We start from the raw sequence: 20374 nt of genomic DNA, 5'->3' as shown, positions 1-20374 counted from the left end.
ATGAAGCTCATCAGCCAGCTCCTGCAGAACAAGAAGGCCATGACCGGCCTTGTCATCCTGACCATCATCCTCCTTGTGGCGATCTTTGCGCCGCTCCTGACCGAATACAGCCCGGTCAAGCGCGTCGGCCGCCCGCACCAGCCGCCGAGCTGGGACCACTGGCTGGGCACGACACGGCTCGGGCACGACGTCTTCGCGCGTCTCGTCTATGGTGCCCGCGTGTCGCTGGCCGTGGGCTTTGGCGCGGGGCTGATGATCACCATCATCGGCACGGTGCTGGGCATCATTGCCGGCTACAAAGGTGGCGTGGTCGACGAGGTCATCAACTTCTTCACCAATATGGTGCTGGTCGTCCCCAACCTGCCGCTGCTCCTGGTGCTGGCCGCGTTCATCGGCCAGGCCAGCCCGCTCGTCATCGCCATCATCCTTGGCTTGACGTCCTGGGCCTGGGGCGTGCGCGTCACCCGCTCGGAAACGCTCTCGATCCGTCAGCGCGACTTCGTCAAATCGGCAGAAATGCTGGGCGAACCGAGCTGGCGCATCATGCTGTTCGAGATTTTTCCGAACCTCATTTCCATCGTCGGTATCAACTTCATCGGATCGGTGATCTTTGCCGTCATCACCGAGGCGACGCTGGAATTCCTGGGCCTCGGTGATCCCAACACCGTCTCGTGGGGGATCATGCTTTATAATGCGCAGAACGCGGCGGCTCTCTCGGTCGGCGCCTGGTGGGACCTGCTCTCGCCGTGTTTTGCCCTGGCTTTCCTCGGCCTTGGCCTCGCGCTCATCAACTTCGCCATCGACGAGATCGCCAATCCGCGTCTCCGGACCGGCGGCATGCTCAATCGCTGGACCCGCATGGTGCGCATCGGGGAGGGCAAGCTGTGACCACGCCCGTCCTTTCCGTTCGCAATCTCAACATCGACTATGTCGGCTCGGAAGCCGATTTCCACGCGGTCAAGAATGTCAGCTTCGACATTGCCCCCGGCGAGTTCTTCGGCCTTGCCGGTGAATCAGGTTGCGGCAAGTCGACCATCGCCTTTGCCGTCAGCCGCCTGCACCGTCCGCCGGCGCTGATCCGCACGGGCAGCGAAATCCTGGTGGGCGGGCGCAATGTGCTCGATCTCTCGGACGAGGAATTGCGGAAATTCCGCTGGCGCGAGGTCGCCATGGTGTTCCAGAGCGCCATGAATTCGCTCAACCCGGTGCTGACCATCGAGACGCAGTTCTACGACGTGCTGCGGGCCCATGGCCCGATCAGCCGCGCCGATGCCCGGGCTCGCGCCACCGAACTTCTGAAGCTCGTGGACATTGCGCCGGAGCGGCTCGATTCCTACCCGCATCAATGCTCGGGCGGCATGCGGCAGCGCATCGTCATCGCCATCTGCCTTGCGCTCAATCCGAAACTGCTGATCATGGATGAGCCGACCACGGCGCTGGACGTGGTGGTGCAGCGCGAAATCCTGCAGCGCATCGACGTGCTGCGCAAGAAGCTCGGTTTTGCGGTGCTGTTCATCACCCATGACCTGGGGCTGATGGTGCAGGTCAGCGACCGCATCGGCATCATGCTCGAAGGTGAACTGGTCGAGGTCAACGACGCCCAGACGATCTACCGCCGGCCCCAGCACGCCTATACCAAGAAGCTCTGGGCCTCGATGCCCAAGCTCCGTGGCGAACAGACTCGCGTGGAGGCCTCGTCATGAGCGATCCCATTCTCGCCCTCGACAATGTCTCGAAGGTTTTCGGCCGCGCCGACAAGCCGGTCTATGCCGCCCGCGCGGTGAGCTTCGCCCTTTATCCGGGCCGCACACTGGCACTGGTGGGCGAATCCGGTTCGGGCAAGACCACGGCAGCCCGCCTCATCATGCGCGAATATACCCCTGACGAAGGCCGGCTGATGTTCCGCGGCGCGCCTTTGGGCAAAGCTGACAGCAAGGCGCTGCGGGACTATCGCTCTTCCCTGCAGATGGTGTTCCAGGATCCGTTTTCGTCGCTCAACCCGACGCATACCATCCGCTACCATCTCGAGCGCCCCCTGAAGCTGCACCAAAGGGGGCTCACGGCCGCCCAGCGACAGGCAGCCATTGTCGAACTGCTCGAACGGGTCAAACTCGACCCCAAGCTGATCATGCCCAAATTTCCGCATGAACTGTCGGGCGGGCAGCGGCAGCGCATCTCTATCGCCAGGGCATTGGCGGTGAACCCGCAGGTGATCGTGGCCGACGAGCCAACCTCGATGCTCGACGTCTCGGTGCGGCAGGGCATCCTGAACCTGCTCAACGACATGAAGGCCGAGCTGAAGCTGGCCTTGCTCTACATCACCCATGACATCGCCACGGCCCGCTATGTCGCCGACGACATCATGGTCATGTATGCCGGGCAGATCGTGGAATGGGGCGCTGTCGACAAGGTGCTGGACGACCCGCGCCACCCGTATACGCGCCTCTTGCTCTCGGCCGTGCCGGATCCGGACCGGCGCTTTGACGACATCCGATTTGCCGACGAACTTGGCCGGATCGAGGAAATCCGCCAGCAGGCGGCGCTGGCGCAACCTGAAGTCAGCCAGGTGGGCGAAAACCACTTCTTCCGCCCCATGCCGGCCTGAGACATGACCACCAGACTCTCCGCGGCCATCGAGGCCTTCCCGATCGCCGGGCATTTCACCATTGCCCGGGGCAGCAAGACCGAAGCCGTGGTGGTCTCGGTGGCCCTAGAGCGGGACGGTGCCGTCGGACGGGGCGAATGCACGCCTTATGGCCGCTATGGCGAGACGCCGGAAACGACCTTGGCCGCCATTGAGGCGCTCGGACCAGCCATAGCCAGAGGCATGACACGCCTCGAGCTGCAACAGGCGCTGCCGCCCGGCGCGGCGCGCAACGCGCTCGACTGCGCCTTCTGGGACCTCGAAGCGAAACTGGCGGGCCGGACGGTCGCAGACCTGGCGGGCGTCACCCTGGCCGAAAAAATCGAAACCGCCTTCACCATCAGCCTCGGCTCGCCCGACGCCATGGCCGAGGCGGCTGCCAAAGCAGCGCATCTGCCGCTCCTCAAGATCAAGCTCGGTGCGCCGGGCGATGCGGAACGGCTGGGTGCGGTGCGCGCCGCAGCGCCAGATACGCGCCTCGTGGTCGATGCCAATGAGGGCTGGCATGTCGATGACCTCGGCGTGCTGCTCGATGTCTGCCGGCACTGCGGCGTCGAACTGGTGGAGCAGCCCCTGCCCTCGGGCAATGACGCCGCCTTGGCTGACATCAAGCATCTGGTGCCGATCTGCGCCGACGAAAGCGTGCATGCGCTGGACGGGCTCGAAAGGCTGGTCGGGCGCTATGACGCGGTCAATATCAAGCTCGACAAGACAGGTGGCCTCACCGAGGCCCTGGCCGTGGCGAAGCGCGCTGACGAGCTGGGCCTGTCGATCATGGTGGGCTGCATGGTTTCGACCTCGCTCTCCATGTTTCCGGCACGGCTGCTGGCATCACGGGCGCGCTGGGTCGATCTCGACGGTCCCTTGCTGCTGGCTGCGGATAGGGATGGTGGACTGGTCTATCGCGGCGGGCTGATCGAAACGGGTGCATCGCCGCTTTGGGGTGGATAGACCAGCCGGGCGCTTACACCTCCTTCGTCATTGCCCGGCTCGACCGGGCAATTCATCTCGCCGCGGCATGGACCACCCGGTCAAGCCGGGTGGTGACGATGGGTGTGATTTCGTGCCTGACCAGAGACAAGCCCGTCTACTTCGGATGCGTCACGTCCCGTGTGCGTTTCAGCGCATCGACCGTCTGCTCGTAGCGCTGGCTGGCCACGCCGAGGAAAAGGCAATCGACAATGGCCAGTTGCGCGATACGGCTGACCATGGCGCCGGCGCGGAGGCGGCTTTCCCGGGCGCGGCTGACAAGACGCTCGTCGGCGGCTTTGGCCAATGGAGAATCCGGCGCCCCGGTTAGCGCCACCGTCAGCGCGCCGGCCTGACGGGCGATTTCCAGAAACCGCACCGTATCGGCAGTGCTGCCGGAATGGGAAAATCCCAGGGCCACGGTGCGGGGCGGCGACAGCAGCGCCGCCGTCCAGGCCTCGTGCGGATCGGCCAGGAGGAAGGCGTTGCGGCCAATGCGGAACAGCTTGTGATGCAGGTCCTGCGCCACGAACTGGCTGGCGCCGATGCCGAACATCAGGATGCGCTCGGCCCCATCGAGCGCCGCGACGACGCGTTCGAGGGCGCCATAGTCGAGGCCGGAAACGGTTTCGTCGATGGCGAGGATTTCGAGCGACGCGACCTTGGACGCCATTTCCTGCAAGGTATCGGACTGAGCAATTTCCGCGCCCAGCATCAGGTCGGAGCCGAATTGTGCGGCTTCCTTGCCCAGCTCGGTCGCGAGGCGCATGCGCAATTGCGCATAACCGGACAGGCCCAGGGCGCGGCAGAAGCGGACAACCGACGCGACCGAGGTGCCGCAGCTTTCGGCCAGTTCGGAAATGGTCTGGTCAAGCACGATGCGCGGCCGTTCGCGGATCACCGAGGCGACGCGCTGCATGGCGGGCGTGAACTTATCGGCGGACGCCTCGATGCTCGATTGTATGCCCAAGACAACCCCTCTCTCCGGCCCCGGCGCCTGCCCTCCGGCGCTGAATCGGCGCGACCCTATCCGTGCTTCGCCCGGCCGCCTATTGAAACAAAAGTTCAGCGCAAATTTCAATCGTGAAAATAATTGACAGGGGCAGCGGGGACTTCATAGGTTTGTCACGGAGGTTGGCGCAGCCGGGCGAGGGAACCGTGCCGAAGGCCTGCGCCACACGACCTTTGCACGGCCTCTCGGAGTGGGGCCGGCTCAACAGTGAGGGAATTCGATGATGCATCTTTCCAAGAACCTTCTGGCTGGCCTGGCCCTGGCCACCGCCTTGACCTCGGTCAGCGTCGCGCTGCCGGCGCAGGCGGCCGAATTGCGCATGGCCTGGTCGCAGGACGCTACCGGTCTCGATCCGCACAAGCAGACCGCCTTTTCCTCGCTGCGCCTGCTCGAGCTGATCTATGAACCGCTCGTCCGCCTCGACCCCGAGCTCAATGTGGTGCCGGCGATCGCCACGGAATGGGAATTCGCCGAGGACGCCAAGACCCTGACTTTCACGCTCGACCCCAATGCCAAATTCACCAATGGCGCACAGGTGACCTCGGCCGACGTCAAGGCCTCGTTCGAGCGCCTGCTCGACGAAGAGACCGCCGCCGCCGCACGATCGAATTTCCTGTCGATCGAGAGCATCGACACCCCTGATGACACCACCGTCGTGTTCAACCTCTCGACCGCCGACGTGCCGATCCTCGTTGCCATGGCGACAATCAACGCCGCCATCGTCCCGGCGTCGGAAATCGAAGCGGGCACTATCGGCACCGAGGCCATCGGCTCGGGCCCCTTCATTCTCGACAGTTGGGAGCCCAATTCGCGCGAAGTGCTGTCGGCCAACCCCGACTGGGCCGGCGGCGACGTCGCGCTCGATGGCATCACCATCTCCGTCCTGCCCGACGAAATGGCGATCCTGGCTTCGCTCCGCACCGGGCAGACCGATTTCGCGCTGCTCAACGATCCGCTGGTCGCCACGCTCGTGCCGAACGAAGCAAACCTGCAGCTCAACCGCGTCGGCCAGCTCGCCTATAACGTGCTGCAGCTCAACCCGTCGCGCCCGCCGATGGACAATCTCAAGGTCCGCCAGGCCATGAGCTGCGCCATCGACCGCCAGGCCATCATCGATGCGGCGCTGGCCGGTGAAGGCGTGGTGACCGGCCCCCTCACCATGCCGGCCTTTGCCCAGGATCCGAACAGCCTCTTCTGCTACACGCAGGACCTCGAAAAGGCCAAGGCACTGATGGCCGAAGCGGGTGTCGATGGCTTCACTGCCAAGGTGATCGCCGCGACCGGCGAGCCGCCCGTCGCCGCATCGGAAGCGCAGGTGCTGCAGGCCCAATTGGCCGAGATTGGCGTCAATCTCGAAATCGAGATGATGGAACTCAACGTCTATGTCGATACCTGGCTCGCCGGCAATTTCGACATGGCCGTGGCGCTCAATGGCGGCCGTCCCGACCCCTATCCGATGTACAACCGCTACTTCACCAAGGACGGGAACCTCTTGAAGGTTTCAAACTTCGTCGACGACACGCTCGACAGCCTGATGAAGCAGGGCCAGGCCGAGACCGATCCGGCCAAACGCGTGGAAATCTTCCAGGAGTTCGAACGCCACCTGGCCGAGCAGGCCCCCTGGCTCTGGCTCTCCACCAGCTATGGCTACACCGCTCAGCTCAACACCGTCACCGGTTTCGAGCCGTCGCCGACGGGCACGCTTTTCGGTCTCGTCGACGTCACTGTAGAGTAATCGCCTCCGGGCCGGCCCTTCGGGGCCGGCCTGCCCCAACGGATCGAATTTCATGAGCTATGTGGTTCAGCGTCTGCTGACCTTTCCCCTGATCCTTCTGGGGGTCTCCATCCTGGTCTTCGTCTCGATCCGGCTGGTGCCGGGCGATGCGATCACCGCCATGCTCGGCACCGAAGCGGGGCTGCTCACTCCCGCGCAACGGGAGTCACTGGCCGCCTATTTCGGCATCGACCAGCCGGTCTGGAGCCAGTACCTGCGCTGGCTCGGTGGCCTGTTCCAGGGCGACCTGGGCATTTCCTCGATCTACGGCAAGCCTGTCCTCACGGTCATCCTCGAGCGCTTCCCGCTGACGCTGCAACTGGCGCTGATGTCGATGACCATTTCGCTTTGCGTCGGCATTCCGCTCGGCGTCCTGGCCGCCACGCGCAATGAACGGCCGAGCGATCTCGTTGTGCGCGTCCTGGCCATGCTCGGCCAGTCGACGCCGAGCTTCGTCATCGGCATTCTCATCATCTATGTGCTTTCGGTGTTTTTCGGCTTCGTGCCGGCCATGGGCACCTTCACGCCGCTCTTTGTCGATCCGCTGGCCAGCATCGCGCAACTGATCTTCCCGGCCATCACCCTCGGCTTTGCCTTCGCCGCATCCGTCACCCGCATTTCGCGCTCGGCCATGCTCGATGTGCTCAGCGACGACTATGTGCGCACCGCCCGCTCCAAGGGCGCTTCGCCGATGAGCGTCATCTGGCGCCATGCGCTACCCAATGCGCTCATCCCCGTGGTGACGCTGTGCGGCGTCGAGTTCGGTTATCTCCTCGGTGGCGCCGTCATCGTCGAACAGATCTTTGCGCTGCCCGGTCTCGGGCGCCTCGTGCTCGACGCCATCACCCAGCGCGACTATGCGCTGGTGCAGGGCACGATCCTCTTCATCGCCTTCAACTTTCTGGTGGTCAATCTGCTCGTCGACCTTGCCTATGTCGCGCTCGATCCGCGCATCCGGATCGGGAGACGCTGATGGGAAAGCTCTTCTCCGCCCTCTTCCGGCATCCCTCCGGCCGCATCGGCCTCGTCATCATCGGGCTTTATCTCATCATCGCCGTACTTGGCATGCTGGGGCTGACGCCGCATGATCCGCTCAAGCTCTTCGCCATCGACCGGCTGAAACCACCCAGCGCCACCTATTGGTTCGGCACTGACCTGCTCGGCCGCGACACCTTCAGCCGGCTGATGGTGGGCATCCGCCAGTCCATGGTCATTGCCTTTGCCTCGGTGGCCATCGCCACCCTCGCCGGCACCATTATCGGGCTGCTCTCGGCCTGGTGGGGCGGCGTCTGGGACGGCATTTTCATGCGCGTCATGGATGTGCTGCTGGCCTTCCCGGCCATCCTCCTGGCGCTGCTGATCATCGCCATTGTCGGCCCCGGCACCACGACCAGCATCGCCGCCATCGCCATCGTCTATACGCCCATCTTTGCCCGCGTGGTGCGCGGCCCGGCGCTGTCGCTCAAGCAACGCGACTTCGTCGATGCCGCCCGCACCTTCGGCAGCTCGCAACCCTATATCCTCACCCGGCACCTGCTGCTGAACCTCGTCGCGCCGCTGGCCGTACAGGTGACGCTGGCGCTGGCCTGGGCGCTGCTCACCGAGGCCGGCCTCAGCTTCCTTGGCCTCGGTACCCAGCCACCGACCCCATCGCTGGGGCTGATGCTGTCGGAGAGCCGCAACCTCATGCAACAGGCGCCCTGGCTGATGATTTTCCCGGCCGTCACCATCATGCTCGGCATTCTCGGCTTCAACCTGACCGGCGATGCCCTGAGGGACATTCTCGACCCGCGCACCCAGAGGAGAGAGGCATGACCAGATTGCTCTCGGTCCGCGACCTCCGCGTCGGCTTCGGCCAGGACCCCAAGGCCAATGAAGTGGTCAAGGGAGTCAGCTTCGATCTTGATGCCGGCCAGACCCTCGCCATTGTCGGGGAATCGGGTTCGGGCAAGTCGGTCTCGGCGCTCTCGATCAATCGGCTTGTTGATTTCGGCGGTGGCCGCATCACCGGCGGCTCAATCGAACTCACGCGTGCCGATGGCTCGGTGCTGGATGTCACCAAGGCGGACGAACGCACGCTGCTGGGCATTCGCGGCCATGACGTCGGGATGATCTTCCAGGAGCCGATGACCTCGCTCAACCCCGTGCATACGGTGGGCGCGCAGATCGAGGAGGCGTTTCGCCTTTCCAAGGGCCTGACCGGCGAGCAGGCGCATCGGGCCAGCCTCGATGTGCTCGGGCGGGTGCGCATTCCCGATGCCCAGTCGCGCCTCGGCTACTATCCGCACCAGCTTTCTGGGGGCATGCGGCAGCGCATCATGATTGCGATGGCCCTTGCCGCCAGTCCGCGGCTCCTGATCGCCGACGAACCGACCACCGCCCTCGACGTCACGGTGCAGGCCCAGATCATGGCCCTGCTCGCCGAGCTGCGCGAGGAGACCGGCATGGCGATGATCTTCATCACCCATGACATCGGCCTCGTCGCCGGCATAGCCGACCGCATCATGGTCATGCAGAACGGCGTCGCCGTGGAGCAGGACGAGGCCGACCGCGTGCTCGACGCGCCGCAGCACGACTATACCAGGCACCTGCTGCGCGCCGTGCCGCATTTCACCTCGGGCGCCGCCGTGCGCGGCGACAGTGCTCGCCCCACGGCAAGCGAGCCCATCGTCAAGGTGGATGACCTCGTCGTGCGCTTTCCGGTGGGACGCGCCTGGTTCAAGCCCAAGGGCGCGATCCATGCCGTCGATGGCGTGAGCTTCGACCTGATGGCGGGCGAAACCCTTGCCATCGTGGGCGAGAGCGGCTGCGGCAAGTCCACCACGGCGCGGGCGCTGCTCGGCCTCAACACGGTGACACGTGGCGATATCCAGGTGACTTCAGGCCGGTCCGGCCGACCGGTGCAGATGGTGTTCCAGGACCCGTTCGCCTCGCTCAATCCGCGGCTCAATGTCGAAGCCCTGCTGGCCGAACCAGCCATCGCCAATGGCCAGCGGCTCGACGCGGACCTGCGCAAGCGCATGGCCTTCCTGCTCGACCGCGTCGGCCTGCCCCAGGATGCGCTCAGCCGCTATCCGCACCAGTTTTCGGGCGGTCAGCGGCAACGGCTCTGCATTGCCCGCGCGCTGATGCTCAATCCCGATGTCGTGGTGCTGGACGAGGCGGTTTCGGCACTCGACGTTTCGGTGCAGGCGCGGGTGCTGGATCTCCTCATCGACCTGCAGCACGAGTTTGGTCTCGCCTATCTCTTCATCTCGCATGACATGGCGGTGGTCGAGCGCATCGCGCACCGCATCGCCGTGATGTTCGCCGGCCAGGTGGTGGAGATCGGCAATGCGCGCGCCGTGCTCCATGAACCGCAGCACAGCTATACAAAGCGCCTGATCGCCGCAGTGCCGGCAGTAGAGCGCCGCCGCCAGCGCTTCGCCGTCGACATGACGCAGGTGCCCTCGCTGGTCCGCCCGGCCGGTTACGAACCGCCGGCCGCGCAATGGCGCGAGGCCGGCGAGGATCACCGCGTCCGCCTTGAGGAACAAGCATGACCAGCGTTCACGCCCAGCTCGATCGGGCCTTTGCCCCGCTTGCCGCAGCCATAGAGGCCGGCCGCATTCCGGGCGGCGTGCTGGGCGTCGTCGATCGCGACGGCAACCGCGCCACCCGCGTTATCGGCCAGGCGCAGACCGTGCCCACGAGCCGCCCGATGACCGAGAACACCTGGTTCGACCTGGCCTCGCTCACCAAGGTGCTGTTCACCACGGAGCGTATCCTCGGACTGGCTGAAGCGGGCCACATCGATCTCGACGCGCCGCTGGTCTCGGTGATCCCTGATTATCGCCACTACAATCTCGACAATTGGGAGCGCAAGGTCACCTTCCGCCAGTGCCTTGGCCATCAGACGCCCTATCCGGCCGTCTTTCCGCTCTACACCTATGGGCGCGATCCGGACCTCCTGCGCACCTTTCTGCTGCAGCACGAATTTCCGGCAGGTCCGGCGGTCTATTCGGACATCAACTTCATCCTGCTGGGCATTGCGCTGGAACGCATCGAGGGCAAGTGGATCCGCGAGCAGGACCCCGGCAAGGGCTTTTCCTGGTCGGCCGATCCGAATGCCTCCGCCGCCACCGAGGACTGCTACTGGCGCCATCGCGTAGTGGTGGGCGAAGTGCATGACGACAACTGCTCGGCCCTCGAAGGCGCCGGTCACGCCGGTCTTTTCGGCACCGTGGCGAGCGTGCTCGACTTCGCCGCAGCCAAGCTCGGCAGCGCCGGCCCGGGCGCCCTGATCCGCAAGCCGCTCAGCGGCCGCCGCACCCATGGCTGGGAGCGTCCTTACGAAGGCTGGTCGGGTGGTGAAAAGTGCTCGCCCGGGACCATCGGCCATACCGGCTTTACCGGCACCGGCCTCTGGATCGATTTCGAGCGCGGCCATGCCTGGACGCTGCTCACCAACCGCGTCCACCCCACGCGCCATTTCGACAGCGGCATCCTGCCCCTGCGTCGCGCCGTCGGAGACGCCGTCAATGCCGAATAAGGAGACGACTATGGAGCCGATCTGGGCCATAGGGCTGATGACGGGCACCGTGCTCGATGGAAATATCGACGTGGCGCTCCTACGCACTGATGGCGAAACCATCGCGGAATTCGGCGCCTATACGCTGGCCCCCTATCCGCAGTCGATCCGCGACACCTTGGAGGAAACCCTCAGCCAGGCGCGCAGGTGGAATTTCGAGGGGGCCGACCCGGCGATCTTTGCCGAGGCCGAAGATGCCCTGACCCGCGCCCAGTCGGCCGCCGTGCTTGACCTCGTCAAGCAGGCCGGGCTCAAGCCCGAAGATATCGGTATCATCGGGTTCCACGGCCAGTCGGTGCTGCATCGCGCACCGCAGCCGGGCCGCATCGGTGCGACCCGTCAGCTTGGCAATGGCGCCCTGATGCGCGAGCTCACCGGCATCAGAGTGGCCTACGACTTCCGCTCCGCCGACGTGCGGGCCGGTGGCCAGGGCGCGCCGCTCGCCGCGCTCTACCACAAGGCCTTGCTCAAAAAGGCCGGCGCCACCGATGGCAAGACGGCAGTGCTCAATCTGGGCGGCGTCGCCAACGTGACCTATTGGGACGGTGCCGATACGCTGATCGCCTTCGATACCGGCCCGGCCAACGCCCCGATCAATGACTTCATCAGGGGCCTCGGGCTCGGGGACATGGATCGCAATGGCGAGATGGCCCTGCGCGGCAAGGTGGACGAAGAACGCCTCGCGCGACTTCTTACCCATCCCTACCTTTCGGCCCCCTACCCCAAGTCGCTCGACCGCTTCGATTTCCTCGCTACCATGGCCGATGGGCTTGGTGCCGAGGATGGCGCGGCGACCCTCACCGCCTTCACCACCGGCGCCGTGGGCAAGGCGCTGGACCTCCTGCCGCAGCGGCCAGAGCGGCTCGTGGTCTGTGGCGGCGGCCGGCATAATCCGGCGATCATGGCCATGCTGCAAACCCGCTCCAGGGTGGAAGCGGTTCCGGCAGAGGCCGTGGGCTGGCGCGGCGATGCGGTCGAGGCGGAATGCTTCGCGCTTCTTGCCGTGCGCGTGCTGCGCGGCCTGCCGATCAGTTTTCCGACGACGACCGGCGCGCCTCACCCGCTGACCGGCGGCGTCCTGGCGGCCTGATCATGAGCGACCTTGCCCTTGAGGTTACCGAGACGCCCGAGCCGGGCGATGTCGACGTCATTGGCAAGGCGCTGGCGGCGTTCAACGACGTCGATGTCGGTCCGGCAGCGCGCCGGATCATCGCGGTGTTCCTGCGCGACGAGGCCGGCGCCATCGTCGCCGGCCTTTCGGGCTATACGGCCTGGGGCTGGCTCTACGTGCAATGGCTCTTCGTTTCCGAGGCCCAGCGCGGAAAGGGACTCGCCGGTCACATGCTCCGCGCGGCCGAGGCCGAAGCAAAGGCGCGCGGCTGCCATAGCGCCCATATCGACACCTTCAACCCGCACGCTCTCGGGACCTACGAGCGGGCGGGCTATGTGGTCTTCGGCCAGTTGCCGGATTTTCCTCTTGGGCGGACACGCAGCTTCCTGGCCAAGCGGCTCTGACGCCCAGCGCCGCCTGACATGGTGGTTCCACCACGCCGCATCATCGTTGCGCGTCCGGCGTCATAGGGCGGGCCCGGCGCAAATCAGGCCACGCCAATCTGTGACGCGGAAGAACGATTTTCTAGATTCCCGCAAAATCTTGTCCGATCGGGTTCTTGAGATACCCTACTATCCGGGTAGAGTTGCGGCCCGTTGAGCAAGGCCGTAGCAGATGTCCCTCCTTACACCTCCATCGACCTTGCGGCGGACCAGGAAAGGGCCAGCATGAGCAGATTTGGCCGCTTCCGACAGCCCAGCGTCATTCCCGGCTTCGGGCTGACCTTCGGCTTCACCATTGCCTATTTCTCGCTCATCATCCTGATCCCACTGATCGCCCTGGTGTTTCGCTCGGCGGGCCTGGGGTGGGGAGGGTTCTGGGCAGCGGCGCTCGACCCGCGCGTGCTTGCATCGTTGCGCACCAGCTTCGTCACGGCCCTGATCGCCGCCGGTATCAACGTGGTTTTCGGCACGCTGATCGCCTGGGTACTGGTGCGCTACCGCTTTCCCGGCCGCCGCATCTTCGACGCCATGGTCGACCTGCCCTTTGCGCTGCCCACCGCCGTGGCCGGCATTGCGCTCACCGCCATCTATGCGCCCAATGGCGTCATCGGCCAGTTGGTGGCGCCGCTGGGCTGGCGTATCGCTTACACACCCGTCGGCATCACCATCGCCATGATCTTCATCGGCCTGCCTTTCGTGGTGCGGACCATCCAGCCGATCCTCGAGGAAGTCAGCAAGGAAGTGGAGGAGGCTTCGGCCACGCTCGGCGCCAACCGCTTCCAGACGATTTCGCGGGTGATCCTGCCCAGCCTCACGCCCGCCATCCTCACCGGCTTCGCGCTGGCCTTTGCCCGGGCGGTGGGCGAATACGGCTCGGTGATCTTCATTGCCGGCAACATCCCTTTCGTCTCGGAAATCGCACCCCTGCTGATCGTTATCCGCCTCGAAGAGTACAATTATACCGGGGCGGCGGTGATCGCGATGGTCATGCTGGCCATCTCCTTCGTCATGCTGTTCATCATCAACCTGATCCAGGCCTGGAGCCGGAAGCGGTATGGCTATGGCAATTAATTCCTCCGCCCACCGTCTCGTCTCGCCTACCAATGAGCCCACCTGGGTGCGCTGGACGCTGATCCTTGTCGGCGTATTGTTCATGGCGCTGTTCCTGGTCCTGCCGCTGGTTGCGGTGTTCTCGGAGGCCTTCCGGCAGGGCATCGGCGCCTATTTCGACGCGCTGCGCCAGCCCGACGCGCTGTCGGCCATCCGGCTGACGCTGCTGGTCGCCGCCATTGCCGTGCCGCTCAACGTCGTTTTCGGCATCGCCGCGTCCTGGGCCATCGCCAAATACGAATTCAAGGGCAAGGCCTTCCTCACCACGCTGATCGATCTGCCGTTTTCCGTATCGCCGGTGATTTCGGGCCTCGTCTACGTGCTGCTGTTCGGCAGCGGCAGCCTGCTCGGCCCCTGGCTCAAGTCCTACGGCATCGAAATCCTCTTCGCCGTGCCCGGCATCGTCCTGGCGACTATCTTCGTCACCTTCCCATTCGTGGCGCGCGAACTGATCCCGCTGATGCAGGATCAGGGTACGGGCGACGAAGAAGCGGCCCTGTCGCTGGGTGCGTCGGGCTGGCAAACCTTCTGGCGCGTCACCCTGCCCAATATCAAATGGGGCCTGCTCTATGGCGTGTTGCTGTGCAATGCGCGCGCCATGGGAGAGTTCGGCGCCGTTGCCGTGGTCTCGGGCAAGATCCGCGGCCAGACCACCACCATGCCCTTGCAGGTGGAAATGTTCTATAACGAGTATCAGGGCACCGCGGCCTTTGCGCTGGCATCACTGCTGGCCCTCCTGGCCCTGGTCACTCTGGTTCTCAAGACCGTGCTCGAATGGCGCTTCAGTGATGAGCTGGCCGCTACCGGACGCGGCCACTAGCAGGATAGAAAATGGAAGTACGCGTTGAGAATGTGCGCAAGGAATTCGACCGGTTTCCGGCGCTGCATGATGTGTCGCTCGACATTCGCTCGGGCGAGCTGATTGCGCTGCTCGGGCCCTCGGGTTCGGGCAAGACCACGCTGCTGCGCCTCATTGCCGGTCTCGAACGCCCCACTGCCGGCCGCATCTTCTTCGGCGACACCGATGCTTCGGAAAAGAGCGTGCAGGAGCGCAATATCGGCTTCGTGTTCCAGCACTACGCCCTGTTCCGACACATGACGATCCTGGAGAACGTCTCCTTCGGCCTTAAGGTGCGGCCGCGCTCCACGAGGCCCCCCGCCGGTGAAATCCGCCGTCGCGCCATGGAACTGCTCGACCTCGTGCAATTGTCCGGGCTTGAAAAGCGCTATCCCAACCAGCTCTCGGGCGGCCAGCGGCAGCGCGTGGCCCTGGCGCGGGCACTGGCCATCGAGCCGGGCGTCCTGCTGCTCGACGAACCCTTTGGCGCACTCGACGCACAGGTGCGGCGCGAGCTCCGGAAGTGGCTGCGCGAGATCCACGACCGTACCGGCCATACCACCGTCTTTGTGACCCACGACCAGGAAGAGGCGCTCGAACTGGCCGACCGGCTCTGCGTCATGAGCCAGGGCAAGATCGAGCAGGTCGGCTCGCCCGACAGCGTCTACGACAAGCCCACCTCGCCCTTCGTCTTCGGCTTTATCGGGGAATCCTCGGAACTCCCGGTGAGCGTGGACAAGGGTGATATCTGGCTGGGCGACCGGCCGATCGGTATTGCCGGCGCGCAGGCCCAGGGCCAGCAGCGGCTGTTCTTCCGCCCGCACGATATCGAGCTGGTGGAAGGCGGCGCGGCATTGGCCGGTGTCGTTGCCTCGAGCCGCCGAGTGGGTGGTACGCGCCGGGTCGAGCTCGACATTGGCGGTGCCGCCCATCGCGTCGAAATCGACTTGCCCTTCGATCATCCCGCGGCAGAACGATCGCAGATCGCCTTCCGCCCCAAGCGCTGGGCCCTGTTCCCCGCGACCTGACACTGCCGAGCCGCATCGGCCAGCCATGCCGGTGCCTGTTAGGCGCAGTGTTCCCCGTCCGCGTCCGCCGCTTTCAGCTCGGCCCGCATCACATAGGTGTTGTAGGGCCCGAACTGGGACATAATGAAATAAAAGCTGCAGCCGTCTTCGCTGACCAGCGAGGGAGTCATATAGGCCCCGTAGATCTGCTCGAACTCCAGCCCGCTGACCAGGGGGATAACGGTGTCCCATGGGCCCCAGGGCTTGTCGGCCAGGTAGAGTTCGATGGCCTCGGCATCCTGGTCGAGGGTCGTATACATCCACTTGCCAAGGCCGGTGTTGAACACAAGCGAGCCTTCCCCGGCAATGGGCGGGATGACCTCGGCGGCAGTGTCAGGGTCGCCTGACCATTCTGCACCGTCCCAATATTGCCAGGCCGGAAGGTCGAGCAGATCGCCGGCCGGGACTCGAGCGGCATAGCCGGCGCCGAACCGCCCGCATGCCGTGCCCACGGCATAGACATGGGCCGCATCCTCATTGCCCGGGCCGGCCGCGTTGGACAGCGCAAGCATGTTGAAGCGGCTGTCGCTTTCGCCGAAAACGGTCTCGTTCTCCGTCCAGTTCTTTCCGCCATCGTCGGACCAGACGAAGCGCGACCAGTTGCACTCCCATTCGCCGCCGCGCGCCGCAAAGCCGTGCACGGACATGTAGTGCAGATACAAGCGGTCGCCGACCGCGACCATGGCTGTGGGAATGCGGGTCTGTTCGCCATCCGCGCCGGAAAAGGCCGGCAGGTGATCCCCTTCGCTGACGGCGACGGCGCGGCCGGTCATGCCGGTCAGCCAATCGGTCAGGTCGATGCCGTCGGAAGCGTCGAAATCGGTGGAATTGGCCAAGACGTTCGAGCGCCAGTTCGGACCAAAGCGCGGGCAATCCGCGCCGTTGAACCCAAAGGTATCGCCGAAGGCGAAGAGCATCCTGCCGTCCAGTTCGGCGATGGTGCCGATATCAGTGCCGCAGATGTCGGGACCGCGCATATCGGCCGTGGCCTCGGGGCCGGTCAGGGCCGCGATCTTTTCGACGGCGACCGTGTAGTCGGCCGCCGCTGCGGGGAGCAGCAGCGCCGCGGTCAACGGCAGAGCAAGGACTGGTGCGCGCATCGTTGATGGCTCCTCACGCAATGGCGCGGACATAGTCGTCCTGCCAGGGCCGGTGCGCCGGCAGGGTGACGCCATCGGCGCCGAACAGGTGCACGAAGGCTTCCGGCGCGGTGAAACCGAGCTGGGTCCCGACGGCCAGGTTGAGGATGCCGCGCATGGTGGCGGTCACAGGCGTACCGGCGGCGCTGCGGGCATGGACTACGGTTTCGGAGCCCAGAACCTCGGTTGCCTCGACAGTAACCCGCAAGCCACCGTCCTGGGTCAATTGCAGGTGCTCGGGGCGGATGCCGATGGAACAGGCATCGCCGGGTTTGAGGGCGCCACTGCGTCCATCGAGAGCCAGGGTCAACCGCCCCTCGTCGATCGAGACGCTGCAGCGATCGCCGTCGCGGGCCGTGACGGCTGCGTCGAAGAAATTCATCTGCGGCGCGCCGATGAAGCCCGCGACAAAGCGGTTGACCGGGCGGGCATAGAGTTCGATCGGCGTGCCGGCCTGCTCGATCAGCCCTTCGCGCAGCACCACGATCTTGTCGGCCATGGTCATGGCCTCCACCTGGTCATGCGTCACATAGATCATGGTGGTGCCGAGGCGCCGGTGCAGGGCGACGATTTCGCTGCGCATCTTGACGCGCAATTCGGCGTCGAGATTGCTGAGCGGCTCGTCGAAAAGGAAGGCCTTGGGTTCCTTGACGATGGCGCGGCCAATGGCGACACGCTGGCTCTGGCCGCCCGAGAGCTGATATGGCCGACGCTCGAGCAGTGGCTCGATGCGCAGGATTTCCGCGGCACGCTGGATGCGCGGTTCGATTTCGGCCTTGGGCAATTTGGCATTGACCAGCCCGAAGCGCATATTCTCGTGGACGCTCATATGCGGATAGAGCGCGTAGGACTGGAACACCATGGCCATGCCGCGCGCCGAGGGCACGAGGTGGTCGCAGCGCTGCCCGTCGATCATGATTTCGCCGCCGCTCAATTCCTCGAGCCCCGCCATCATGCGCAGCAGCGTGGACTTGCCGCAGCCGGAGGGGCCGACGAAGACGGTGAAGGAGCCGTCGTCCACGACGAGGTCGATGCCGTGGATCACTTCGAGCGACTGGTAGCTCTTGCGAACCTGCCTGAGTTCAAGCCGGGCCATGACCAACCTCCTGTATTGGCTGGATATTTTCATTGTCGAGGGTGAAGGCGATGATGGAGCCGGCGGTCAGTTGCTGCGGCTGATCGAAGCTGTGATGCGCCTTGCCCAGGGTGAAACGGGCAAGGTCGAGCCGGCCGTAGAGTACCCGCAATTCGACAGCGCCGGCCGCCACGCTGACATCGCCCCAGGCCTCGCCGATCGACCAGAAGAAACGGCCCAAGGCCTTGGGAGCAAAGCCGATTTCGCCCCCGGTCAGATCATAGTGCAGGCCGGACCAGGCGTTGACCAGCGCATAGGCGGACATGGAGCGGGCGTAGTAGGAGCCGCATTCGAACTCGTTCCAGGGGTTGCGGCGCGACCCGTCGTGGCGGGCCCGGGCGCCCCGGACTATGTCCAGGCCTTCCTCGATGAACGAATGATGAATGAGATGGGAGGCCACCGCATATTCGATGCCGGTCCAGACTTCTTCAGAATAGGGCGCGGGCACGGCGGGCTTTTCGGTGCCCTCGGGCCAGTCCGCAATCAGCAGGCCGGCATCCTCTTCCAGCGCGTAAACGCGGCAGGGATTGAAGTGGTCGACAAGGCTGGGGCGGAAATTGTGGGTATGGATGGCCTTGAGCGCCGAGGCCACCTTTTCGGGGTCGAGGAAGGGATCGAGACCGGCGAGGTCGGCATGCCATTGCCCCAGGATCTGGTCGCTCGCGCAGCCCAGGCCGAACTGGTACTTGATCTCTCCATGCTCGTCGGACCAGTAGGTCTGCATGAAGTCGTCGGCGATGACCCCGACCTTGCCGCTGGCGCCGGCAAAGCGCTCGACCTGGGACCTGTCGCCGAGGTCGAGCTTCTGCACGAAATAGCCATTGGCGAAGAGCTCGTCGTTGATCCAGGCGGCTCCTGCCTTGCCGAGCCGCTCGCAGAGGGCGGCGAAGTCTGCATCCCCCAGCGCTTCGCCCATGGCGGCGGCGGCCCTGAGGGCAGCCACATACATGCTGGACAGCCAGGAATTGGGCCCGAACAGCTCCATGTCGAGCGTGTGGTGCTGACGGCCCCAAAGGATGCCGGTCTGCTCGGGGTCCCATTGATCGGGATTGTCGGGCGACCAGGCATATTCCATGGCGGCGCGGATATTGGGCCAATGGCCGCGCAGCCAATCGGTGTCGCCTGAAATCTTCCAATCGCGATAGGTCTTGATGACAGCGCCGAAATGACCGTCGGCGCAGGGATTGAGCGGGAAGAAGCCGGAGCCGAGCGGCAGCATCTGGCGGAAGGTCAGCCCGCCATTGGGAAGCTGGTTATAGGCGAATTCGGTATCGCGCAGGCTGCGCTCCAGCGCGGGGAAGAGATAGGGCACGGTCTGCTGGTAGTTCCAGACATGGGTGCAGGAGCCTTCGCAGGAGCCGCCATCCTTGAACTGGCCCTCCCAGCCCCAGAGCTCGCCATTGTCGAGGCGCAAGACCGTCGCGGTCCTGAGGATCGCCATGGTGCCGGCGGCAGCATCGACAATGTCGACCGGCAGGTCGGAGCTGAACAGGGCGTCGCGGAAGGCGAAGGTGGCGTCGCGCAACTCGTCCCAGCGGCCGAAGGCATCGACGACGGCGGCAGCGGAATCCGCCCACTGGCTCGCATAATAGTTGCGCCAGCCGGCCGTCGCGCCTTCGGTGGCCTGCTGGTGCCAGTAGACCGCGCCTTGGGGAAAGTGCCATCCGATGGCAAAGCGGACGGTGCGGCTCTCCCCCGGCGCCAGCGTCAGGCGCGCCGCGATGGTACCGTGCTCGGGCTGGTCGAACATGTTCCGGTTGCTGCGCGGTCGGTCGTAGTGACGCGCGGGCAGGCGGCCGGGCTGCGAAAATTCGCGCCAGAAGAGGTTGAGGTCATCGAACCACTGGCCGCGGAAATGATAGTCCATGTGATCGACATCATCGGCGTCGGTGGCAATCGTGAGATCACCCCGCTCCGGCTCGGCCAGGTCGGGCTCGGCCGAGGTCAACCGCAGTGAGCGGACGCCCGCTTGATCGGTAAAGGCGTGGCGCCCGTTCTGGCAGCCATGGTTGCCGAGCGTCGCGCCCAAGGTGTAGTCGGTCGGTGCATCGCCATCATTGGTGACGGTGATTTCGAACATGGCGACCGGCAAGGAACTGTCGCGGTCGTTGGTCGGGATAAACGGACTGAAGGCCGTCAGCCCCACCGTGCCGGGAAACCGGGCGTCGCTGAAGGCAATGTCGGCGACCGGGAAGCGCCCGGTCATGACGCTGCTTTCGAAATGCGGCACGCCAGCCAGGGCATTGCGGTTCGCACCCCAGCCATAGCCGTCGAAAAAGCGGCGCATGCCGGGCGAGCCGGTCGGGTCGCCCTCATAGGGGCCGTTGAGGACGCGTGCGTCGAGCACCTTGCCGTCCCGTTCCGCCTTGATGGCGAAGTGGCTGTAGCCGTTGGACGTCTGCAGGCCCGGGCGGTTGCGGATGGACCAATCGACCAGACGGCCCGCCCCGGTGATGGCAAAGCCCCCTGCGCCGATCCCGCCGAGCGGAAAGGTCAGGTAGCGACTGCGTTCGCCCTGATAGACGAAGCGCTCGTTGTCGAGTTTGGAAAGAACGGTCATGC

General features: G+C 65.0%; 18 protein-coding genes. 14 read left to right on the top strand and 4 right to left on the bottom strand.

Annotation, left to right across the window (positions count from 1 at the left end; genetic code table 11):
• Window positions 1-9 precede the first annotated feature (9 nt).
• From JEQ47_RS15175 to dgcA, 4 genes are read left to right on the top strand one after another with little or no spacing between them, the layout of a single operon-like run.
• On the top strand, window positions 10-888 hold the full coding sequence (locus tag JEQ47_RS15175; RefSeq protein ID WP_198877373.1) for an ABC transporter permease: 879 nt from the start codon (window positions 10-12) through the stop codon (window positions 886-888).
• Window positions 885-1703: an ABC transporter ATP-binding protein gene (locus JEQ47_RS15170; RefSeq protein ID WP_198877247.1), complete on the top strand. Its 819-nt coding sequence runs from the start codon at window positions 885-887 to the stop codon at window positions 1701-1703. The genes JEQ47_RS15175 and JEQ47_RS15170 overlap by 4 nt, the downstream gene beginning before the upstream one ends.
• The gene (locus tag JEQ47_RS15165; protein ID WP_198877246.1) at window positions 1700-2605 is read left to right on the top strand and encodes an ABC transporter ATP-binding protein; all 906 of its coding nucleotides are present in this window, start codon (window positions 1700-1702) and stop codon (window positions 2603-2605) included. Before JEQ47_RS15170 ends, JEQ47_RS15165 begins: the two co-directional genes overlap by 4 nt.
• A gap of 3 nt (window positions 2606-2608) precedes the next feature.
• Window positions 2609-3595 (top strand): N-acetyl-D-Glu racemase DgcA, encoded by a 987-nt coding sequence (dgcA, locus tag JEQ47_RS15160; RefSeq protein WP_198877245.1) that lies wholly within the window; start codon window positions 2609-2611, stop codon window positions 3593-3595.
• Window positions 3596-3731: 136 nt separating this feature from the next.
• Here the strand turns inward: dgcA and JEQ47_RS15155 are convergent, their stop codons facing one another.
• A complete protein-coding gene (locus JEQ47_RS15155) occupies window positions 3732-4583 on the bottom strand; it encodes a MurR/RpiR family transcriptional regulator (RefSeq protein WP_198877244.1) in 852 nt (283 codons plus the stop codon).
• A gap of 262 nt (window positions 4584-4845) precedes the next feature.
• Between JEQ47_RS15155 and JEQ47_RS15150 the strand changes: the two genes are divergently transcribed.
• The 10 genes from JEQ47_RS15150 to JEQ47_RS15105 all read left to right on the top strand — a co-directional run bounded on the left by JEQ47_RS15150 (window position 4846) and on the right by JEQ47_RS15105 (window position 15499).
• Window positions 4846-6360 (top strand): ABC transporter substrate-binding protein, encoded by a 1515-nt coding sequence (locus JEQ47_RS15150; protein ID WP_198877243.1) that lies wholly within the window; start codon window positions 4846-4848, stop codon window positions 6358-6360.
• 52 nt (window positions 6361-6412) lie between these two features.
• Entirely contained in the window at window positions 6413-7372 is a 960-nt protein-coding gene (locus tag JEQ47_RS15145; RefSeq protein WP_198877242.1) for an ABC transporter permease, read from the top strand.
• Window positions 7372-8214, top strand: a complete 843-nt coding sequence (locus JEQ47_RS15140; RefSeq protein ID WP_198877241.1) for an ABC transporter permease — start codon at window positions 7372-7374, stop codon at window positions 8212-8214. The genes JEQ47_RS15145 and JEQ47_RS15140 overlap by 1 nt, the downstream gene beginning before the upstream one ends.
• Complete coding sequence (locus JEQ47_RS15135; RefSeq protein WP_198877240.1) at window positions 8211-9941, top strand: ABC transporter ATP-binding protein; 1731 nt, start codon at window positions 8211-8213, stop codon at window positions 9939-9941. Before JEQ47_RS15140 ends, JEQ47_RS15135 begins: the two co-directional genes overlap by 4 nt.
• Window positions 9938-10930, top strand: a complete 993-nt coding sequence (locus JEQ47_RS15130) for a serine hydrolase domain-containing protein (RefSeq protein ID WP_198877239.1) — start codon at window positions 9938-9940, stop codon at window positions 10928-10930. The genes JEQ47_RS15135 and JEQ47_RS15130 overlap by 4 nt, the downstream gene beginning before the upstream one ends.
• Window positions 10931-10940: 10 nt before the next feature.
• A complete protein-coding gene (locus JEQ47_RS15125) occupies window positions 10941-12059 on the top strand; it encodes an anhydro-N-acetylmuramic acid kinase (protein ID WP_198877238.1) in 1119 nt (372 codons plus the stop codon).
• A 2-nt stretch (window positions 12060-12061) separates the two neighbouring features.
• The gene (locus JEQ47_RS15120; RefSeq protein ID WP_198877237.1) at window positions 12062-12484 is read left to right on the top strand and encodes a GNAT family N-acetyltransferase; all 423 of its coding nucleotides are present in this window, start codon (window positions 12062-12064) and stop codon (window positions 12482-12484) included.
• Window positions 12485-12748: 264 nt separating this feature from the next.
• A complete protein-coding gene (cysT, locus tag JEQ47_RS15115) occupies window positions 12749-13594 on the top strand; it encodes a sulfate ABC transporter permease subunit CysT (protein ID WP_198877236.1) in 846 nt (281 codons plus the stop codon).
• Complete coding sequence (gene cysW / locus JEQ47_RS15110) at window positions 13584-14453, top strand: sulfate ABC transporter permease subunit CysW (RefSeq protein WP_198877372.1); 870 nt, start codon at window positions 13584-13586, stop codon at window positions 14451-14453. The genes cysT and cysW overlap by 11 nt, the downstream gene beginning before the upstream one ends.
• 11 nt (window positions 14454-14464) lie before the next feature.
• Window positions 14465-15499, top strand: a complete 1035-nt coding sequence (locus tag JEQ47_RS15105) for a sulfate/molybdate ABC transporter ATP-binding protein (RefSeq protein WP_198877235.1) — start codon at window positions 14465-14467, stop codon at window positions 15497-15499.
• Window positions 15500-15537: 38 nt separating this feature from the next.
• Here the strand turns inward: JEQ47_RS15105 and JEQ47_RS15100 are convergent, their stop codons facing one another.
• The 3 genes from JEQ47_RS15100 to JEQ47_RS15090 are packed head-to-tail and all read right to left on the bottom strand — an operon-like array spanning window position 15538 to window position 20372.
• A complete protein-coding gene (locus JEQ47_RS15100) occupies window positions 15538-16638 on the bottom strand; it encodes a glycoside hydrolase family 183 protein (protein ID WP_198877234.1) in 1101 nt (366 codons plus the stop codon).
• Window positions 16639-16651: 13 nt separating this feature from the next.
• Window positions 16652-17773: an ABC transporter ATP-binding protein gene (locus JEQ47_RS15095; RefSeq protein ID WP_198877233.1), complete on the bottom strand. Its 1122-nt coding sequence runs from the start codon at window positions 17771-17773 to the stop codon at window positions 16652-16654.
• Window positions 17760-20372: a GH116 family glycosyl-hydrolase gene (locus JEQ47_RS15090; protein ID WP_198877232.1), complete on the bottom strand. Its 2613-nt coding sequence runs from the start codon at window positions 20370-20372 to the stop codon at window positions 17760-17762. Before JEQ47_RS15090 ends, JEQ47_RS15095 begins: the two co-directional genes overlap by 14 nt.
• Between the last annotated feature and the right edge of the window lie 2 nt (window positions 20373-20374).

It is taken from the genome of Devosia sediminis, from assembly GCF_016411825.1.
GTDB lineage: Bacteria > Pseudomonadota > Alphaproteobacteria > Rhizobiales > Devosiaceae > Devosia > Devosia sediminis.
Note: the sequence above shows the minus strand (reverse complement) of the source record. Positions and strands in the feature narration are given on the sequence as shown.

What these genes read in the sequence shown, in the direction of transcription:
- JEQ47_RS15165 (WP_198877246.1), top strand. Translation starts at nt 1,700, where the DNA reads ATGAGCGATCCCATTCTCGCCCTCGACAATGTCTCGAAGGTTTTCGGC.
- dgcA (WP_198877245.1), top strand. Translation starts at nt 2,609, where the DNA reads ATGACCACCAGACTCTCCGCGGCCATCGAGGCCTTCCCGATCGCCGGG.
- JEQ47_RS15150 (WP_198877243.1), top strand. Translation starts at nt 4,846, where the DNA reads ATGATGCATCTTTCCAAGAACCTTCTGGCTGGCCTGGCCCTGGCCACC.
- JEQ47_RS15145 (WP_198877242.1), top strand. Translation starts at nt 6,413, where the DNA reads ATGAGCTATGTGGTTCAGCGTCTGCTGACCTTTCCCCTGATCCTTCTG.
- JEQ47_RS15140 (WP_198877241.1), top strand. Translation starts at nt 7,372, where the DNA reads ATGGGAAAGCTCTTCTCCGCCCTCTTCCGGCATCCCTCCGGCCGCATC.
- JEQ47_RS15135 (WP_198877240.1), top strand. Translation starts at nt 8,211, where the DNA reads ATGACCAGATTGCTCTCGGTCCGCGACCTCCGCGTCGGCTTCGGCCAG.
- JEQ47_RS15130 (WP_198877239.1), top strand. Translation starts at nt 9,938, where the DNA reads ATGACCAGCGTTCACGCCCAGCTCGATCGGGCCTTTGCCCCGCTTGCC.
- JEQ47_RS15125 (WP_198877238.1), top strand. Translation starts at nt 10,941, where the DNA reads ATGGAGCCGATCTGGGCCATAGGGCTGATGACGGGCACCGTGCTCGAT.
- JEQ47_RS15120 (WP_198877237.1), top strand. Translation starts at nt 12,062, where the DNA reads ATGAGCGACCTTGCCCTTGAGGTTACCGAGACGCCCGAGCCGGGCGAT.
- cysT (WP_198877236.1), top strand. Translation starts at nt 12,749, where the DNA reads ATGAGCAGATTTGGCCGCTTCCGACAGCCCAGCGTCATTCCCGGCTTC.
- cysW (WP_198877372.1), top strand. Translation starts at nt 13,584, where the DNA reads ATGGCAATTAATTCCTCCGCCCACCGTCTCGTCTCGCCTACCAATGAG.
- JEQ47_RS15105 (WP_198877235.1), top strand. Translation starts at nt 14,465, where the DNA reads ATGGAAGTACGCGTTGAGAATGTGCGCAAGGAATTCGACCGGTTTCCG.
- JEQ47_RS15100 (WP_198877234.1), bottom strand. Translation starts at nt 16,638, where the DNA reads ATGCGCGCACCAGTCCTTGCTCTGCCGTTGACCGCGGCGCTGCTGCTC.
- JEQ47_RS15095 (WP_198877233.1), bottom strand. Translation starts at nt 17,773, where the DNA reads ATGGCCCGGCTTGAACTCAGGCAGGTTCGCAAGAGCTACCAGTCGCTC.
- JEQ47_RS15090 (WP_198877232.1), bottom strand. Translation starts at nt 20,372, where the DNA reads ATGACCGTTCTTTCCAAACTCGACAACGAGCGCTTCGTCTATCAGGGC.